The sequence below is a fragment of the Sphingomonas brevis genome (assembly GCF_023516505.1).
Classification (GTDB): Bacteria; Pseudomonadota; Alphaproteobacteria; order Sphingomonadales; family Sphingomonadaceae; genus Sphingomicrobium; species Sphingomicrobium breve.
Window position 1 is genome coordinate 2,464,123 of sequence record NZ_JAMGBB010000001.1, and the last position, 17,366, is coordinate 2,481,488.

Sequence of the window (17,366 nt, forward strand, 5' to 3'; positions counted from 1 at the left end):
CCGTCAGAGAATTCCGTTCGCCCGCCACAGCAGAATCAATCCGGCGCCGACGATCACATCGATGATCACGCACCACGGCACATACCATTGCGGGATGGAGACCAGCGGCAGCTTCCAACGGTTGTGATGCGCCAGGTCCCACAGCGCATGGCCGAAATAGGTCAGCGGCAGGACAATCGGTGCGACCAGCAGGCCAATCATGCCCGCCACCGCGAAGGCGCCGCTGACGTTGAATTCGACGAACTGGTCGCGGGGCGATCCGCGCGTCACCGCGAAGCCGAAATAGATGCCGGCGATCAGGCCGATGAGCACGGCGGAAAAGCCGAGCGAAGCCTGCGGCGAAAGGAAGAAGTGCGGAGCGAGCGAGCCCACGCCGACCAGCACCGCGGTCAGAAAAGGCCGCCGCGCAAATATTGACTGGCCATGCGAATGGCCTGCCTCTGACGTACTTTGTTCTACTGCTACGGACATGTTGATTCCTCCCTGTTATTCCGAGTCGGCAGCCTTATGCATTCCGTACTACGGTACGGAGTCAAATGACGCATTTGCCCCCTGCACCGGCCGCCCCCATATAACCATCAATGCCGATTCAGATCCGTACCAGCCTCGCCGAACCGGAGACCGGCGAGACCTTTGTTCCGCATCGTCCGCAGCGGCCCGACAAGGCCGAGGGCGGGAAACCGTTCGTGCTCAAATCCGATTACCAGCCGTCGGGCGATCAGCCGACCGCGATCAAGGAGCTGGTCGAAGGCATCCGCGACAATGGCGAGGTGAGCCAGGTGCTGCTCGGCGTCACCGGGTCGGGAAAGACCTACACCATGGCGCAGGTCATCCAGGCGACCCAGCGCCCAGCGCTGGTGCTGGCGCCGAACAAGATCCTCGCCGCCCAGCTCTACGGGGAATTCAAGGCCTACTTCCCCGACAACGCCGTCGAGTTCTTCGTCAGCTACTACGATTATTACCAGCCCGAAGCCTATGTGCCGCGGTCCGACACCTACATCGAGAAGGAAAGCTCGGTGAACGAGGCGATCGACCGAATGCGCCACTCGGCGACGCGATCGCTGCTGGAGCGGGACGATGTGATCATCGTCGCCTCGGTCAGCTGCCTCTACGGCATCGGTTCGGTCGAAACTTATTCGGCGATGATCTTCGACCTGAAGAAGGGCGAGAGCATCGACCAGCGCGAGATCATCCGCAAGCTGGTCGCGCTGCAGTATAAGCGCAACGACCAGGCCTTTGCCCGCGGCAATTTCCGGGTGCGCGGCGACAGCCTGGAAATCTTCCCGTCGCACTATGAGGACAGCGCGTGGCGCATCAGCTTCTTCGGCGATGAGGTCGAGGAGATCACCGAATTCGACCCGTTGACCGGCAAGAAGACCGCCAGCCTCGACACTGTCCGAGTGTTCGCCAATTCGCACTATGTCACGCCCGGGCCGACGCTCAAGCAGGCGATGGAGGCGATCAAGCATGAGCTTGCCGAGCGGCTGAAGGAACTTCAGGCCGAAGGGCGGCTGCTCGAGGCGCAGCGGCTGGAGCAGCGGACCAATTTCGACCTGGAGATGATCGCCGCCACCGGGTCTTGCGCGGGGATCGAGAATTACTCGCGCTTCCTCACTGGCCGCTTGCCTGGCGAGCCGCCGCCAACCCTGTTTGAATATCTGCCGGACAACGCGCTGCTGTTTGTCGACGAGAGCCACCAGACGGTGCCGCAAATTGGGGCGATGGCGCGCGGCGACCATCGGCGGAAGATCACGCTGGCCGAATATGGCTTCCGCCTGCCGAGCTGCATCGACAACCGCCCGCTGCGCTTCAACGAATGGGATGCGATGCGCCCGCAATCGGTATTCGTCTCGGCAACGCCGGGCCCCTGGGAAATGAACGAGACCGGCGGCGTGTTCAGCGAACAGGTTATTCGCCCGACCGGGCTCATCGACCCGCCGGTCGAAATCAAGCCCGTCGAAGACCAGGTCGACGATCTGGTCCATGAAGCGAAGCAAACCGCCGCCAAAGGCTATCGCACCTTGGTCACCACGCTCACCAAGCGAATGGCCGAGGATTTGACCGAATATCTGCACGAGGCGGGCCTACGCGTCCGCTACATGCACAGCGACGTCGAAACGCTGGAACGCATCGAGCTGATCCGTGACTTGAGGCTCGGCGTCTATGACGTGCTGGTCGGCATCAACCTGCTGCGCGAGGGGCTCGATATTCCCGAATGCGGGCTAGTTGCGATCCTCGACGCCGACAAGGAAGGGTTCCTGCGTTCCGAAACGTCGCTGATCCAGACCATCGGCCGCGCCGCGCGCAACATCGACGGGCGGGTGATCCTCTACGCCGACACGGTCACCGGATCGATGGAGCGGGCATTGGCCGAGACCGGGCGGCGGCGCGAGAAGCAGGTCGCCTATAACGAGGCGCACGGCATCACCCCGGCCTCGATCAAGAGCCACATCAACGACATTATGAGCGACGTCACGCTGCGCGATGGAGCGCTGGTCGAAACCGGCGACGAGGAGCGGCCGCACCTCGTCGGCCACAATCTCCGTGCCTACATCGGCGACCTTGAGGAGCGGATGCGGAAAGCCGCCGCGGACCTTGAGTTCGAGGAAGCCGCCCGCCTTCGCGACGAGATCCGCCGGCTGGAAGAGGATGAGCTCGGCATCCCCGATCCCGAACGCGTCGTGCCGAGGCCGGTCGGCAACTCCAACCAGGGAAAACCGGGCACGCGGCGCACCGGCTTTGGCAAGACGCAGAGAAGGTGGGGCGGGAAGCGCTAGCGCTGCCGCGCCGGCAGCACCTTAGGGTTGCGCAGCAGCGCGGCCGAGATCAGCGCCACCAATAGCCCGACCGGGAAAATCTCGATGAAAGTCATCGGGATCCGGAACAGCGGGTTTCTGTAGCTCTCCGCCATCGACTGCATCTCAGCCGCCTTGGCCTGGACCGCAGCCGGCGTGGCACCTTCGGCTTGCATGCTTTTGAGTACCGACCGGGTATAGTCGGCCATGAAGTCATAGCCCGAGACCTGCAGATAAGTTTCCCACATTAGGGCGTAGACCAGCCCCGCCACCGTGGCGATGGCCAGCCCAAGTGCGAACGCCTTGCCAAACCTGACTACCCCGCCGCACTGGACGTCGCGGTAGCGCTTCACACCGACAAAAATCAGCGACAGCGCGACCAGCATCACCAGATAGCCGAACCACAGGCTGGTCGTATGGTTGGAGAAATCCGAGGCGATGCCGATGGTCAGCACGCCACCGGCGATGGCACCGGCGATCGCGCCATAAATCAATGCGTAGCGAGTCATGCTTGGCCTCCCCAATTGCAGTTGGGGATACAGGCAAAATCGGTGCGGGCCTATCACCCGGATGGGTGATTTGCCGGTAATCGCCCGGTCAGGCGATCAGGGCGAGGAAGCGTGCCTTCTCGATCGCCTCGACGCGGTTGCGGACCTCAAGCTTCTCGTAAAGGCGGGCGAGATGGGTCTTGATCGTGTTGGGTGAGATGTCGAGCGCCCGCGCTAGTTCCTTGTTCGACTGGCCCGACGCCAGCCGCTCGAGAATCTCATGCTCGCGCGGCGTGAGGCCGAGCGATCGGACCGCCGCCCGGTTGACCTCAAAGGGCGTTGGCGCGGCACGTGGAGTGAGCTGGCGCGCGACCCAGGCGCCGAGCGCGAGGAAGCCGACGGCGACCAGCGCGAGGTAGATTTCGAACGAGAAGGCGTGGGCCAGGTAGCGATACTCGATCCATTGCAGCAGCGCCGCGGCGACGGCGAGCGCCAGGGCGTAGAGGATGATGGTTCGCGCCACTTTTGCAGGCTGCCAGATGAAATGGCGGGGCGCCAGCGGTTCAGCTTGACGCAACCCAAAGCCTGCAAGTGAGTTGGGATAGCGAAATTTCACGGGGAATGCGCCGCAAACGCGGCGCAAAATTTATGCGACTGAAGCTTGTTCTTATTTTGGGCGCGGCGGCGATGCTGGCCACGACTCCGCTCATGGCTGAGCCGCGCGGCGACGAACCGGTCGCGGTTCCGCGGACCATCAAGCAGGGCATCGACTTCGTCTATGTCGACCCGCAGATGTCGACCGTCGCCCGGCGTAAGCAGAAGCCGCAGAACTGGCTGCAACGCCTGTTCAACCCAGCCGCCAACCGCCGCGGCGCGCCCAATCCGCTGTTCGACCAGCTGGCGCAAGGGCTGCAGCAATATCAGGCGAGCTGGGGCCGCCTACCGCAGACCAAGATTCCGGCCGGCGCGGCGCTGAAGCGCGGCTCGACCGGCAAGCGCGTCGCTTTGCTCCGCACCCGCCTTGGGCTGTCGGGCTCCGGTGGTTATGACGATCAGTTAGCGCAGGCCGTGTCGTCCTATCAGGCGGTGCACGGCCTCGGGAACCCCGACGGTATCGCCGGCAAGGCGACCATCGCTTCCCTGAACCGGGGTTCGACCTATTTTGCGCGGCGGATCGCGATCAACATGGAGCGGGCCTATCGCCTTCCGGCGATCCGCGCGTTCGACCGCTATGTGGTGGTCGATAGCGGCGCGGCGGAAGTCTATTATTTCAACCGCGACCGCATGGCCGACAAGATGCGCGTCGTGGTCGGCGCGCCAAAGACCAAGACCCCGATCATGGCGGTGCTGATGCGCAACGCCCGGGTCGATCCCTATTGGAACGTGCCGCCCGAACTGGTCCGCAGCCTCACCGCCAAGAAGGTCGGCGAAATGGGCCTCTCTTATTTCAAGGACTTCCATTACGAAGTGCTGTCGGACTGGGGCCCCAACGCCAGGATCATCGATCCAAAGACGGTCAACTGGAAAGGCATCGCCTCGGGCAAGGTCAAGCCCACGGTCCATGTCCGCCAGCTTCCCGGACCGTGGAATTCGATGCGCAACATGAAGTTCGAAATGCCCAACGATTTCGGCATCTACCTCCACGACACGCCGCATGACGAGCTGTTCGCGCAGGACGAGCGCCACCTCAGCAACGGCTGCGTCCGGCTGGAGGATTACAAGCGCTTCGCAGGCTGGGTGTTCGGCTATGTGCCGCAGTCGCAGAACGGGCTGGAGGCGAAAGTCGACCTGCCTCGGCCCGTGCCGGTTTACATGACCTATCTGACTGTCGCAGCGACGGCGAATGGAGTGACCTTCCGGCCCGACATTTATGGGTTCGATGCGCTGGCCATGCCGCAGATGTTCGGAGGGTCGACTGAGGTCGCGACCGCACTCGACGGGACCGACCTTTCATAATACCGCCGCACGCAGCCGCGTAGCGCCCGTTCATCGACGGCCCTTTGTCGCGCGAGCTTCCCGCGCCATGGTCCCGCAAAACGACTCGCGGGAGGGATGAATGAGGCTTTCGATTACATGCGCGCTGGCGCTTGCCTTGGCGGCGGCGCCGGCAATGGCCCAGGACAAGGGCGGCAAGGACGACAAGCAGGCGCCGGCTGAGAAGGTCGTCCCGCAGGTTCATACGACGCGCCTCAGCGGCGTCTTCGGCGGGCAGAAGGTAAATTATGGCGCGACGATCGGCGAGACCATCCTGTCGGCCGAGGATGGCACGCAGAAGGCCGCGATCGTCACCATCGCTTACGTCAAGGAGGGGCGCGACCCGTCCCGGCCGGTCACCTTCCTGTTCAATGGCGGGCCCGGCTCAGGCACGGTCTGGCTGCAGATGGGTGCGTTCGGGCCGAAGCGGGTCGCGATCCCATCGGATGCTCGCGACGACGGCGGTCCGCCCTATCCGCTGCTCGACAATCCCGACAGCCTGCTCGACGTCACCGACCTGGTGTTCATCGACCCGCCGGGAACCGGTTTCTCCCGGCTGATCGGCAAGACCGATCCCAAGGAATTTTACGGAGTAACCGCGGACGCCAAGTCGGTCGCCGAGGTGATCCGCCGCTGGCTCAATGAAAACGGCCGGTGGAACAGCCCGAAATATCTGGGCGGCGAAAGCTATGGCACGACCCGTTCGGCAGCGGTCGTCAACCAGCTTGAAGGCTCGACCTACAATGACGTCGGGCTCAACGGGATCATTCTCATCTCGACCGTGCTCGATTTCGCCGCCGGAGCAGACACGCCCGGAAACGAGCTCAGCTACATCACCAACCTCCCGTCGATGGCAGCTGTTGCGCTCTATCATGGCAAGGCCGAGGCCCCGTCGGTCGAGCAGTTCACGCAGGAGGCACGAGCCTTCGCGATCGGCCCTTATGCGGCGGCGCTGCTCAAGGGCCAGAACCTTGGCGCGGAAGAACGCGCTTCGGTTCGCAGCCGGCTGGCGCACTTCACCGGTCTTAGCGAAGCATTCCTCGACCGAGCCGACCTTCGAGTCACCCCGGACCGTTTCTGGAAGGAGTTGCTGCGCGACCGCGGCCTCACCGTCGGCCGGCTCGACAGCCGCTACACCGGCAAGGACTATGACAGCGCTGGCGAGAATATCGACAACGACCCAAGCTTCTACGGCATCGATGCGGGCTATACCGCCGCCGTCAACGCCTGGGAACGCGACGGCCTCGGCTTCAAGACCGACCGCGAATATCAGTCGATCTCGCAGCTGATCCCGAGCTGGGACTGGAATCTGGCGGGCGGCCGCGACACCAACGCCTACCTCAACGTCACTCCCTATATCGGCAGGGCGTTGCGTGAGAATTCAGGGCTGAGGGTGTTCGTCGGCCAGGGCTATTACGACTTCGCCACGCCTTTCTTCGCGGCCGAATATGCGCTGTCGCGGACCGGCATCCCCCAGGACCGGGTCGAGTTCCATTATTATCACGCCGGACACATGATGTACGTGCGCGACGAGGACCGGGCCAAGCTGACCCGCGACATTCGCCAGTTCATCCGATCGCGCTAGGCTCTAGCGGAGCACGCCCGCTTTCCGCTGGCGAAGCCCGTAATAATAGAGCAGCGCCGCGACGCCGATGATCACCCATGGCATGAACGCCATGCCGCCTTCGTTCATCGGGGGCGGCGCGGGCGGCGCAAGGAAGATCTGGTAGCCGAGGCCAACTATCGCGCCGAGCAAAGACAGGCCCAGCGCCGGGACTGCCCAGCGGTGGCGCATCAGCAGCAGGATCGAACCGGCCAGGCCCATCCACACGCCTAGCCCCCAGCCGAATTGGGCATAGAATGGGAAGCTGTCGACCCAGGCCAGCATGGCCTGCGGATCGACGCCCCCGCCCATGCTTTCGAAATATGCCTCGTTGCGCATCCGGGTCATCAGATAGTCGTAGCAACCGAACCCGTTCCACAGGAGTGACAACAGGCCGACGATCCACAGGTGGACCGGCGCCTTCGCGGCTTGCACATCTTGCATCTTGCATCCCCCTCCAATTACCGGCTCGTTTCGCCGCCCAGGGAACGTCACGCGGGCGGGGAAAGGGCCAGCCGCCGCATCAGCCGCAATTTGCCTCTTGCTGTCAATCGCTGAACCCTTCGCGCTCAGCCGCGTTGACAAGGCATGTGGAGGTTCGCTGCGTTATTTCCGTTCCTCGGGTTTCTGGCTTTGCTGGCCTGCGCCAAGCAGGATCCGGTCGACGATAATGCCGTCGCGCCGCCCGTGGAGCTCAGCGGCGATGTGTCGGCGGCCGGGCTTGCCGCGCCCGCCAATGCAGCCGCGGCGGAAGCGATCCAGCAGGCGGCCTTGCCGTCCGCCACCGGCGGCCTCAAATGGGCCTATCGGGCGACCGACCGGACAGCCCTGTTCGGCCCGCCGGGGACGCCTGCCTTCTCGATCCAGTGCGACAGGCAGCGCGAGGGCGACAATCAGCTGGTATTCGTGCGCTACCTGCCGCCGACCGGCGGCGGCAATGCAACATTGAGCTTTACCGGCAATGGCAAGGCGGCCTCGGTGCCGATTGCGGCCGTGACCGATACTGACGGCCGGGGCGGCCAGTGGCGCGCGTCGGTTTCGGTTAGCGACAGCGTCCGCGATATTGCCGAGGCTTTCGCGGGTCCCGGCACCGTCAATGTCTCCCTGACCGGGCTGGCACCTCTGGTGGTTCCCGCCACTGCTGAGCCGCGGCGAGCGTTGGCGGAGTGCCTGCGCGGCTAGGGCTTGCGGATGCCCTGCGGTTGATCGCCGCTCGCCAGCTGCAACCGCTGCTCTTTCAGCTGGACGATTTCTTCTTCGGGCAGATCCTCAATCCCTGCCATCTCATTATGCGCCCGGCGAGCGGCGATGATCAGCTCGTCGAGCTTGGCGTGCATCGCGACGTCCCGGCGATGCGCCTCGATCTCGCGCTCGTTCTGGCGATTGAGCACCATCTGGCTGAGCGAGATGGCCAGGATCGAGAGCGCAGCGGTCAGGAGATCGGCGCCCAGGCCGAGCGCGAACCAGGCAATGCAGATAATGATGACGCCGATCTGCGCATAGGGATGAGCGGAAAGGTCGGAGAACCAGGCCGAAGCGTCGCAGCCGAGCCGGTACAGCCAGCTGCGCTGATTGCCATTGGACGCGTTACCGTTCCGGGTCTCTTTTCCCATCGGCGGCGAAACGACGGGCCAACCGCGGAAGTTCCTAGCGGCGTTCGGCGGCCAGCCGGCTCATCAGGATCGCGGCGCGCTTGGCCTGGCGCCAGATGGACGCGATGTCGACGGTCTCACCCGGTGCATGATCTCCGCGGCTGGCAGGGCCGAGCCCGACCAGCCCGTCGACGTCCGCGGCGACAAAACTTATGTCTCCCGCTCCGCGCTTGACCGGGTCGAGCTCACCCATTTCCGGCAGGTTCATATCGCGGTTGACCAGGTTGAGTTTGCCGAGCAGGGCGCGGTTCCCCTCGGTCGGAGCCATTGGCGGATAGCCGTCGCGGTCGAAGTCGATCTTCGCCGTTGCGCCATTCAATGGCTTGGCGACGATCGCCCGCATCCTGGCCTGGGTTCGGTCGAACTGCTCCTGGGAGAGCGCGCGGAGGTCGCCGCGGGCAACTGCGGTTGCTGCGATAATGTTGGTCTTGCCGGTCGCATCGAGCCGGATGCGGCCCTCGTCGAGCTTGGTGGTCGCGCCGCCACCGACCAGGCCGACGTTGAAGGTCAGCTTGTCCTCCGGCAGCTCGCGGCGAAAGCTGTCAATGATCCTCGCCAGCTCATAGATCGCGCCGCTCCCGGCTTCTTGCGTGAAGATGCCGCTGCTATGGCCCGACCGGGCGGTGACGGTCAGGGTCCAGCTGTTCGAGCTGCGACGGGCGATTGACCCCATGTCGCGCAATCCGTCCAGGCCGACATCTTGCGCAAGGCCTTCGAAGTCGAGCGCGACGTCGGCGCGCTTTCCAGCTGCGACCAGGTCGGCCCTCGCAACCTCGATCGGGTTGCCGCTGTCCTCTTCGTCGCCGGTCAGGACGATCTCGATGTTGGCTTGTCTTAGCGTTCCCGCATCGCGCATCGCGCGGAGCGCCGCCACCATCACCGCCATTCCGCCCTTGTCGTCGCCGGCGCCGGGGCCTTCGCCGTCATTGCCGGTGCGCTTCCATTGCTGGAACGGGCTGTCCGGCTCGAACACCGTGTCGAGGTGGCCGATCAGCAGCAGCTTCTTGCCCCGACCATTGCCCATGTGGGTGGCGACGATGTGCCCGGCGCGGCCGGTCGAGCGCATGTCGATCCACTGCACTTTGAACCCCAAAGGCTCCAGCTCGGCGCGAAGCATCTCGCCGACCTTGGTTACGCCCTCGATATTGAGCGATCCGCTGTTCTGGTTGACCCAGCGTTCCAGCATGGCCAGCGTCCGCGCCTGTTCGGCATCGACGGTGCGAACCATCCGCGTTTCGGCCGGGGTCAGCTTGGCAAGGGCGGGGGCAGGCGTGAGCGCGAGCGCGGCAAGCGCGACGGATAGGGTGCGGAACATGGCGGTAACTTAGCAGCGGTCCTTCCGACCTCAAGGGAGAGGGCCATCGAATTCCAATGGCCGAAATCGACCCATTGCTGACATTGGCTGCCCGTCCAGGGCGGCGCCCTGCTGCAATGACATCGCGATTGAGTCCTGATAACGATCGCGTAGGAGCATGGCGCAGGTCTTTGTATCTTACGCGCGGCCGGACGAGCCGTTTGCCACGCGAGCGGCAGATGCGTTGAAAGCGCTGGGCTATGACGTGTGGCGAGACGCTGAACTTCCAGCGCATCGAGCTTACGCAGACGTTATCGACGAACAGCTGAAGTCGGCCAAGGCGGTTCTCGTCCTGTGGTCCGCGGATTCGGCAAAGTCGCAGTGGGTGAGATCAGAGGCCGACGCCGCGCGCCAGTTAGGAACATTGGTTCAAGCCAGTCTTGACGACACGATCCCGCCGATGCCGTTCAATCAAATCCAATGCGCGGACCTTAAGGACTGGGACGGAGCCTCCGACGTGCCTGGATGGCGCAAACTGACGGCAAGCGTGCAGGCGCTGGCAGGGGGCGCCATTGAGCAAGGTCCCAAATCCCGGATCGCCGGACGGCCTGTCTCCGTCTGTGTTCTGCCATTCCAGAATATGAGCGGGGACGCCGAGCAGGAGTATTTCAGCGACGGCATCAGCGAGGACATTACGACCGATCTTTCGAAGGTGTCGGCCCTGGAGGTGATCGCTCGCAATACCGCCTTCTCGCTGAAGGGCCTTGCCATCGACGTCGCCGAAATCGCGCAAAAGCTGGGCGTCACCCACGTGCTTGAAGGAAGCGTACGCAAGTCGGGGAACCGGGTCAGGATCACGGCCCAGCTGATTGACGGGAAGAGCGGCGGCCATGTCTGGGCGGAACGTTATGACCGGGACCTCACCGACATATTCGCGATCCAGGACGAGATCAGCCAGGCGATCGTAAGCGCGCTCAAGGTCAATCTCCTTCCCGAAGAGAAGACGGCCATTGAGAGCCGCGGAACCGGCGATGCCAACGCCTATAATTTCTATCTCATGGCTCGGAAATATTGGGTTTCGGGCAATTATGGCGACATCAAGCGGGAGCAGCGCGTGATCCGCCTTGCCCGGCGCGCGGTCGAAATCGATCCGAACTATGCACAGGCCTGGGCCCTGATGGCGCTGGCACAGGTCAGCCTTCGCTATTATTTCGGGGTTACGGATGAAGATGGCGAAGCGTCGGCGGACCGGGCCTTGGCGATCGACCCGACCATCGCCGAAGCCTATGCCGTAAGAGCGCACATCTTTGCTGAACAAGGCGATCTTGATTCCGCCAATCGACAGATCCGCAAAGCACTGGAGCTTGATCCGGACTCATGGGAGGTGAATCGGGAAGCGGCCCGGATCGCCACGGCGCAACGCAAGACGGCCGATGCGATGCGCCACTATGAGAAGGCGGTCGAACTCATCGAGACCGACTATCATAGCTGGGGGATGCTGGTGATGTGTTACCAGGCGCTGGGCGACCGCGAAGGCGTGCTGCGCGGGGCGGAAATGATGCACTCTCAAGCGGAGAAGGTGCTTGCCGAGGACCCGAGCAATGGTGCGGCGCTAGGCATTTGCGCGGGCGGGCACGCGATTGCCGGAAACCGCGACCAGGCGATGGAAACGATCGAGCGCGCGATGCTGATTGACCCCGACAACTTGAACATGCGGTATAATTTTGGCTGCGTGCTGAGCGCCTACCTGCAGGACCGGGAGGCATCAGTTGATGTGCTGGTGCCTGTCCTAGCCGAGGCTAATTTAACCTTGGTGAAGGCGGCCGTTTTCGACCCTGACCTGGACTTCCTGAGGGGTGACGAGCGCTTCGAGAAGGCGCTCGCGGATGCTCAGCTGCGTTTGGGAATCGATCCCGCGCCTGCTAGTCCTGCCGCAACGTAAGCGCGATTACGCCTCGGCTCCCCTAACGTCTGCTATCCACACATTCCGGACATTGGCCGCCGGCAATTTGGAACGGCTAGCCTTTCCCGTCGCACCGGCGCATCAGTTACTCGCGACGGAGGCGATTATGCTGAGTCATTTCAAGGGTCTGCCGGGCCCACCATTGGTCGAGCACACCATCGGCCAGGCGCTGGTGAACGCCGCCGAACAATGGGGCGATCGAGATGCGATTGTCTCGGTTCACCAGAATGTCCGCCTGACCTGGGCGGGGTTGCTGGAACAGGTCGACCGGTTGGCGAGTAATTTGATCGATCTCGGACTTGAGGCCGGGGATCGCATCGGCATCTGGTCGCCCAATTGCGTCGAATGGGTGCTGACCCAGTTCGCCGCTGCCCGCGCCGGCCTGATCCTGGTGACAATCAATCCCGCCTATCGGCTGCGCGAGGCCGAATATACGTTCAACAAGGTCGGCGTGCGCGCATTGGTCGCGGCTGAAGAGTTCAAGAGCAGCGACTATCTCGCCATGGTCGAAACGCTGGCGCCGGAGCTGGCGGGCTCGACGCCCGGGCACCTCAGCTCGGCCAAGCTCCCGACCCTGGAAATGGCGATCAAGCTTGGGTCCGCGAAGCGCCCCGGCTGGATAAGTTTCGACGAGCTGGCGGCGCGTGCCGCAAACGGCGAGGAGCTGTCGCGGCGGGCGCAGACGCTAAGCGCCCGCGACGCGATCAACATCCAGTTCACCAGCGGCACCACCGGCATGCCCAAGGGTGCGACCCTGTCGCACCACAATATCCTCAACAATGGCATGTTCGTCGGCGCGGCGCAGGATTTCACAGCCGACGACCGGCTGTGCGTCCCGGTGCCGCTTTACCATTGCTTCGGCATGGTGATGGGTGTGCTCGCCTGCCTGACCCATGGTGCGGCGATGATCTTCCCAAGCGATGCGTTCGAACCGGAATCGGTGCTGAAAGCGATTGAGCAGGAACGTTGCACCGCGCTTTATGGCGTCCCGACCATGTTCATCGCCGAGCTGTCGGCGCCCGATTTCGACAAATACGACCTCTCGTCGCTTCGCACCGGGATCATGGCCGGCGCAATCTGCCCCGAGCCGGTGATGCGCGAGGTGATCGAACGAATGCACATGAGCGAGGTGACGATCGGCTACGGCATGACGGAGACCAGCCCGATCAGTTTCCAGACCGATCCCGACGATCCGCTGGAAAAGAGGGTGGAAACGGTCGGCCGGGTCCAGCCGCACCTTGAATGCAAGATGGTGGACGGCGAGGGCAATATCGTACCTGTGGGAACGCCAGGGGAGCTTTGCACCAAGGGCTATTCGGTGATGATCGGCTATTGGGACGACCCGCAGAAGACCGCCGAGGCGATCGACGCCGACGGCTACATGCACAGCGGCGACCTCGCCACCTTCGACGAGCAGGGCTATGCCGAGATCGTCGGCCGGATCAAGGACATGATCATCCGCGGCGGCGAGAATATCTATCCCAAGGAAATCGAGGAGTATCTGCTCGGCCATCCCAAGGTCGAGGATGTCGCCGTGGTCGGCCTGCCTGATGAGAAATATGGCGAGGAGGTGTGCGCCTGGATCAGGCTGGAGGCCGGCGAGCAGATGAGCGAGCAGGAGCTGCGCGATTTCTGCCGCGACCAGATTGCGCATTACAAGATTCCGCGCTTCATTCGCTTCGTCGACGCCTTTCCGATGACCGTCACCGGGAAGGTCCAGAAATTCGTCATTCGCGAGGCTATGGTCGCGGAGCTTCAACCGGCGAACAATGTGCCGCATCCGGCGTAGGAAAGGATGGAGGGGGAGGAATGGCGCGATTCATTTGCTGCACACGCCAGGACAATAAGGAAGGCGGCGGCGAGCCGGTGTGGATCAATCTCGATCTCGTCGCCGCGGTCCAGATCGACCAGTTCGGCGTCGGATCGAAGATCGTCTTCACCGGCGAAAACGCCGCCCATTTCTACGTCCAGGAAAAGCCGCACGAGATTTTCGAGAAACGGTTGGTCGAAGCCAAGGCTTCGTCGAAGGGTTAGCTGCCGCTCGAACCAAATTCGGTTTCAACCACTGTCCTACAGATAACCAAATAGGTAATTCACTCGCGACTCGGTGGACCGGAGGAGCGGGAAATGGACGTGGACGCGCTGATCGATGAGCTGATCGAGCGGGAGGGCGGCTATGTGAACCAACCCGCCGACAAGGGCGGTCCGACGCGGTTCGGCATTACGGAAGGCGTGGCCCGGGCCCATGGCTATGCCGGGCCGATGTCCACGTTGCCGCGCGAGGAAGCGGCGGCAATCTATCGCCGGCTCTACTGGCTTAGGCCTCGCTTCGACGATATCGCCAAGCGATCACCGCGGGTGGCGGCGGAGCTGTTCGATACCGGCGCGAACATGGGCCCAGCGGTGGCGGCCACATTCCTCCAGCGGGCGCTGACCGCGCTCAACCGCGGCGGCAAGGATTATCCGGACCTGGTGCCGGACGGACGGGTTGGGCCGGCGACGATCGCCGCGCTCGATGCCTTCCTCGAGGCTCGCGGAAAGACCGGCGGCGAGACCGTCCTGCTCCGCGCGCTCGAGGCATTGCAGGGGGAAAGATATCTCCGCCTGGCGGAGAAGCGTCCAGCCAATGAGGCGTTTCTATATGGGTGGCTGGCGAACCGTATTGGTGAATGACCAATATCATAAATAACCGCCATGACCGTGAACATTTGTGAAGATTTGGAGGATTTATGGCACTATTCGAAGCGATCGTCGGGCCGGTATCGAAGCTGCTCGACAAGATCATTCCCGACCCCCAAGCGCGCGACCGCGCCAAGCTGGAACTGATCAAGCTGCAGGGCGACCAGGAGATGCAGGCGATCGGAGCGCAGATGCAGGCGATCGTCGCCGAAGCGCAGTCGGCCGATCCCTGGACCAGCCGCGCTCGCCCCAGCTTCCTCTATGTCATGTATGCGCTGATCCTGTGGGCGATCCCGATGGGCCTGATCGCCGCTTTCGACCCCAGGCTGGCGAGGGGCATTGCGAATGGAATGAGCAGCTATTTGCGGGGCCTTCCGGAGCAACTCTACATGCTCTTCGGCACCGGCTATCTGGGCTACACCATGGCCCGGACCTGGGGTAAGGCCAAGGGAGTGGAGCGGTGACTTGGCTCGTCATTGCGAGGAGCCGGAGGCGACGCGGCAATCCAGGCTGGATTGCATCGATTCGCTCGCAATGACGGAAGGGGCACAAGCATGAAACCGGAACGATTGGCGGCATTCACCGACGGGGTCATCGCCATCATCATCACCATCATGGTGCTGGAACTGCCGACTCCGCATGGCGCCGATCTCGCCTCGTTGAAGCCGGTCCTGCCGTTGCTCGCTGCCTATTTGCTCGCCTTCGTCAATGTCGGCATTTACTGGTCGAACCACCATCACATGCTGCAAGCCGCGAAGAAGGTGAACGGCGCGGTTCTATGGGCCAACAACGCCTTGTTGTTCAGCCTGTCGCTGGTGCCATTCCTGATCCGCTGGATCGGCGAAGAGGGTGTGCATGCCCTGCCCGTCGCCGCTTACGGCGTCGTGCTGATCCTGGCGGCCTTCTGCTATTATCTCCTCGAGCGTGCCTTGATCGCCGCCGAGGGCGAGGAATCCAGGGTCAAGGAGGCGGTCGGCGCGAAGCAGAAGGAGTGGGTCAGCCTGATCGGCTATGCCACCGCGACGGGCCTGGCGTTCGTTTCCCCCTATATCGCGGTGGCCATATACGTAGCCGTCACCGCCATGTGGCTGATCCCCGACCGCCGGTTCGAATTCTGGCGTTAGAGCCTGCTTTGCCCGACTGGCAGGCTCACGCTTGCACGTCCCGAACGGCCTTCCCACATCGCGCTCATGGAAAAATATCATGGAACCACCATCCTGGGCGTGAAGAAGGACGGCAGGACCGTCATCGCCGGTGACGGCCAGGTCAGCCTCGGCAACACGGTCATCAAGCCCAACGCCAAGAAGGTGAGGCGGCTTGGCGACGGCAGCGTGATCGGCGGCTTCGCCGGCGCAACCGCCGATGCCTTCACCCTGTTCGAGCGGCTGGAGAAGAAGCTGGAGGCGAGCCGCGGACAGTTGCTTCGCGCGGCGGTCGAGCTGGCCAAGGATTGGCGGACCGACAAATATCTACGCAACCTGGAGGCGATGATGATCGTCGCCGACAAGGAAACGTTGCTGATCCTGACCGGCAACGGCGACGTGCTGGAGCCCGAAGGCGGGATCGCGGCAATCGGATCGGGCGGCAATTATGCGCTCGCCGCGGCGCGCGCGCTCAGCGACTATGAGCAGGATCCGGAAAAGCTGGCACGGCGCGCGATGGCGATCGCTGCCGAAGTGTGCGTCTTCACCAACGACCAGCTGACGATTGAGACGATTGAATAGTAGCTAGTCCGTTCGTCCCGAGCGACGTCGAGGGACGGACCGCCAACGTGTCTCGACTTCGCTCGACACGAACGGCAGTGTAAGAACGATGTTTCTCGACCGCCGAACCTTTGCGATCAGCTCGACCGCGCTGCTCGCTGGGTGCGCGACGACCGGCACGCGACCGCTCGCGGTTGCCGGTTGCACGCAACTGCCCAAGGTATTGGTCGATGAAAGCCGGGTGATCCGCACCGTCGCGGGCCTGAGGCCGTATCGCTCGGCAGGCTTCGTCGTTCGGCGCGAGGCTCTCGGCGAAAAATCTCTGGTCCACAATTATGGCCACGGCGGCGCCGGTATCACGCTGAGTTGGGGAAGCTCTCGGCTGGCGACCGACCTGGGACTCCAGGGACATTCAGGACCTGTCGCAGTGATCGGCAGCGGGGTGATGGGACTGACCACCGCGCGGCTGGTGCAGGAGGCTGGCTTCCCGGTCAGGATTTATACCGCCGCTTTACCACCCGACACGACATCGGCTGTTGCGGGCGGGCAGGTCTCGCCGTTCGGGCATTACCGCGAAGGGGAAGTGACGCCAGAATGGATGGCCCAGTTTCAGTCGGCGATGGCTTATAGCTGGCAGCGATTCCAGGCATTGGTCGGGGAGCGCTACGGCATCCGCTGGCAACGCACCTATGAGGAAACGCGCGACACGATCTACCCCAATGACTGGATGAATCCTTACTATCCAAACGGGCGATTGTTGCGTCCCGAAGAACATCCTTTCCCGGTTGCGCGGGTGGTCGCCTTCGACACCATGTATGTCGAGACGCCGCGGTTCATGGCGGAATTGACCAGCGAGGTGCTTAATGCGGGCGGTACGATCCGCATGCGCAAGTTCGAAAGCCTGGCCGACGTCGCCGCCTTGCCCGAGACGCTCGCGTTCAACTGCACGGGAATTGGCGCCAAGGCGCTGGTCGGAGACGAGAAACTTACACCGGTTCGCGGGCAACTGGCGGTGCTCCAGCCGCAGCACGAGGTTCGCTATGCCTTCGCTGGCAGCGCCGGTTACATGTTTCCGAGGGGCGACGGCATCCTGCTCGGCGGGACGTTCGAGCGCGGCGAATGGGACGCGACCCCACAGCCCGACGACATCGCCCGCATCATCTCTTCGCACAAAAGGCTGTTCGCGGACTTCCGCTGCACCGCTTGAAGTGCCCT

Annotated in this window: 18 protein-coding genes; 12 read left to right on the top strand and 6 right to left on the bottom strand. The window is 63.2% G+C overall.

Features of this window, described 5'->3' with window-relative positions; all coding sequences use genetic code 11:
• Positions 1-3: 3 nt before the first annotated feature.
• On the bottom strand, positions 4-471 hold the full coding sequence (locus tag LZ518_RS12675) for a DUF6010 family protein (protein ID WP_249916340.1): 468 nt from the start codon (positions 469-471) through the stop codon (positions 4-6).
• Between the two features lie 110 nt (positions 472-581).
• Between LZ518_RS12675 and uvrB the strand changes: the two genes are divergently transcribed.
• Complete coding sequence (gene uvrB, locus LZ518_RS12680; RefSeq protein ID WP_249916341.1) at positions 582-2,777, top strand: excinuclease ABC subunit UvrB; 2,196 nt, start codon at positions 582-584, stop codon at positions 2,775-2,777.
• On the opposite strand, the gene LZ518_RS12685 is transcribed toward uvrB, so the two are convergent.
• Together LZ518_RS12685 and LZ518_RS12690 are read right to left on the bottom strand one after the other, a co-directional pair.
• Entirely contained in the window at positions 2,774-3,304 is a 531-nt protein-coding gene (locus tag LZ518_RS12685; protein ID WP_249916342.1) for a DUF4199 domain-containing protein, read from the bottom strand. The two genes, uvrB and LZ518_RS12685, sit on opposite strands and share 4 nt — an antisense overlap.
• An 88-nt stretch (positions 3,305-3,392) precedes the next feature.
• On the bottom strand, positions 3,393-3,806 hold the full coding sequence (locus tag LZ518_RS12690) for a response regulator transcription factor (RefSeq protein ID WP_249916343.1): 414 nt from the start codon (positions 3,804-3,806) through the stop codon (positions 3,393-3,395).
• A gap of 185 nt (positions 3,807-3,991) precedes the next feature.
• On the opposite strand from LZ518_RS12690, the gene LZ518_RS12695 reads away from it, so the two are divergent.
• Complete coding sequence (locus tag LZ518_RS12695; RefSeq protein ID WP_249916344.1) at positions 3,992-5,239, top strand: L,D-transpeptidase family protein; 1,248 nt, start codon at positions 3,992-3,994, stop codon at positions 5,237-5,239.
• Between the two features lie 100 nt (positions 5,240-5,339).
• Entirely contained in the window at positions 5,340-6,842 is a 1,503-nt protein-coding gene (locus tag LZ518_RS12700; RefSeq protein WP_249916345.1) for a S10 family peptidase, read from the top strand.
• 3 nt (positions 6,843-6,845) lie between these two features.
• Here LZ518_RS12700 and LZ518_RS12705 read toward each other — a convergent pair whose 3' ends face one another.
• Positions 6,846-7,304 carry a hypothetical protein gene (locus LZ518_RS12705; protein ID WP_249916346.1) on the bottom strand — a complete coding sequence of 153 codons (459 nt, stop codon included), beginning with the start codon at positions 7,302-7,304 and terminating at the stop codon, positions 6,846-6,848.
• Between the two features lie 144 nt (positions 7,305-7,448).
• On the opposite strand from LZ518_RS12705, the gene LZ518_RS12710 reads away from it, so the two are divergent.
• On the top strand, positions 7,449-8,042 hold the full coding sequence (locus LZ518_RS12710; RefSeq protein WP_249916347.1) for a hypothetical protein: 594 nt from the start codon (positions 7,449-7,451) through the stop codon (positions 8,040-8,042).
• Here LZ518_RS12710 and LZ518_RS12715 read toward each other — a convergent pair.
• Positions 8,039-8,473, bottom strand: a complete 435-nt coding sequence (locus tag LZ518_RS12715) for a low affinity iron permease family protein (RefSeq protein ID WP_249916348.1) — start codon at positions 8,471-8,473, stop codon at positions 8,039-8,041. The genes LZ518_RS12710 and LZ518_RS12715 overlap by 4 nt on opposite strands.
• 34 nt (positions 8,474-8,507) lie before the next feature.
• The gene (locus LZ518_RS12720; protein ID WP_249916349.1) at positions 8,508-9,827 is read right to left on the bottom strand and encodes a M20/M25/M40 family metallo-hydrolase; all 1,320 of its coding nucleotides are present in this window, start codon (positions 9,825-9,827) and stop codon (positions 8,508-8,510) included.
• 157 nt (positions 9,828-9,984) lie between these two features.
• Between LZ518_RS12720 and LZ518_RS12725 the strand changes: the two genes are divergently transcribed.
• The 8 genes from LZ518_RS12725 (at position 9,985) to LZ518_RS12760 (ending at position 17,358) form a co-directional block, all read left to right on the top strand.
• The gene (locus LZ518_RS12725; protein WP_249916350.1) at positions 9,985-11,748 is read left to right on the top strand and encodes a TIR domain-containing protein; all 1,764 of its coding nucleotides are present in this window, start codon (positions 9,985-9,987) and stop codon (positions 11,746-11,748) included.
• 127 nt (positions 11,749-11,875) lie between these two features.
• The gene (locus LZ518_RS12730; RefSeq protein WP_249916351.1) at positions 11,876-13,558 is read left to right on the top strand and encodes an AMP-binding protein; all 1,683 of its coding nucleotides are present in this window, start codon (positions 11,876-11,878) and stop codon (positions 13,556-13,558) included.
• A gap of 20 nt (positions 13,559-13,578) precedes the next feature.
• Positions 13,579-13,803, top strand: coding sequence for a hypothetical protein (locus LZ518_RS12735; RefSeq protein WP_249916352.1), 225 nt, complete (start codon positions 13,579-13,581; stop codon positions 13,801-13,803).
• A gap of 93 nt (positions 13,804-13,896) precedes the next feature.
• Entirely contained in the window at positions 13,897-14,442 is a 546-nt protein-coding gene (locus LZ518_RS12740; protein WP_249916353.1) for a glycoside hydrolase family 108 protein, read from the top strand.
• A 56-nt stretch (positions 14,443-14,498) separates the two neighbouring features.
• Entirely contained in the window at positions 14,499-14,912 is a 414-nt protein-coding gene (locus tag LZ518_RS12745; RefSeq protein ID WP_249916354.1) for a holin family protein, read from the top strand.
• Positions 14,913-15,002: 90 nt separating this feature from the next.
• A complete protein-coding gene (locus tag LZ518_RS12750; protein WP_249916355.1) occupies positions 15,003-15,572 on the top strand; it encodes a TMEM175 family protein in 570 nt (189 codons plus the stop codon).
• 66 nt (positions 15,573-15,638) lie between these two features.
• Entirely contained in the window at positions 15,639-16,172 is a 534-nt protein-coding gene (gene hslV, locus LZ518_RS12755; protein WP_249916356.1) for an ATP-dependent protease subunit HslV, read from the top strand.
• An 88-nt stretch (positions 16,173-16,260) separates the two neighbouring features.
• Positions 16,261-17,358: an FAD-dependent oxidoreductase gene (locus tag LZ518_RS12760; RefSeq protein ID WP_249916357.1), complete on the top strand. Its 1,098-nt coding sequence runs from the start codon at positions 16,261-16,263 to the stop codon at positions 17,356-17,358.
• The last annotated feature ends 8 nt before the right edge of the window (positions 17,359-17,366 follow it).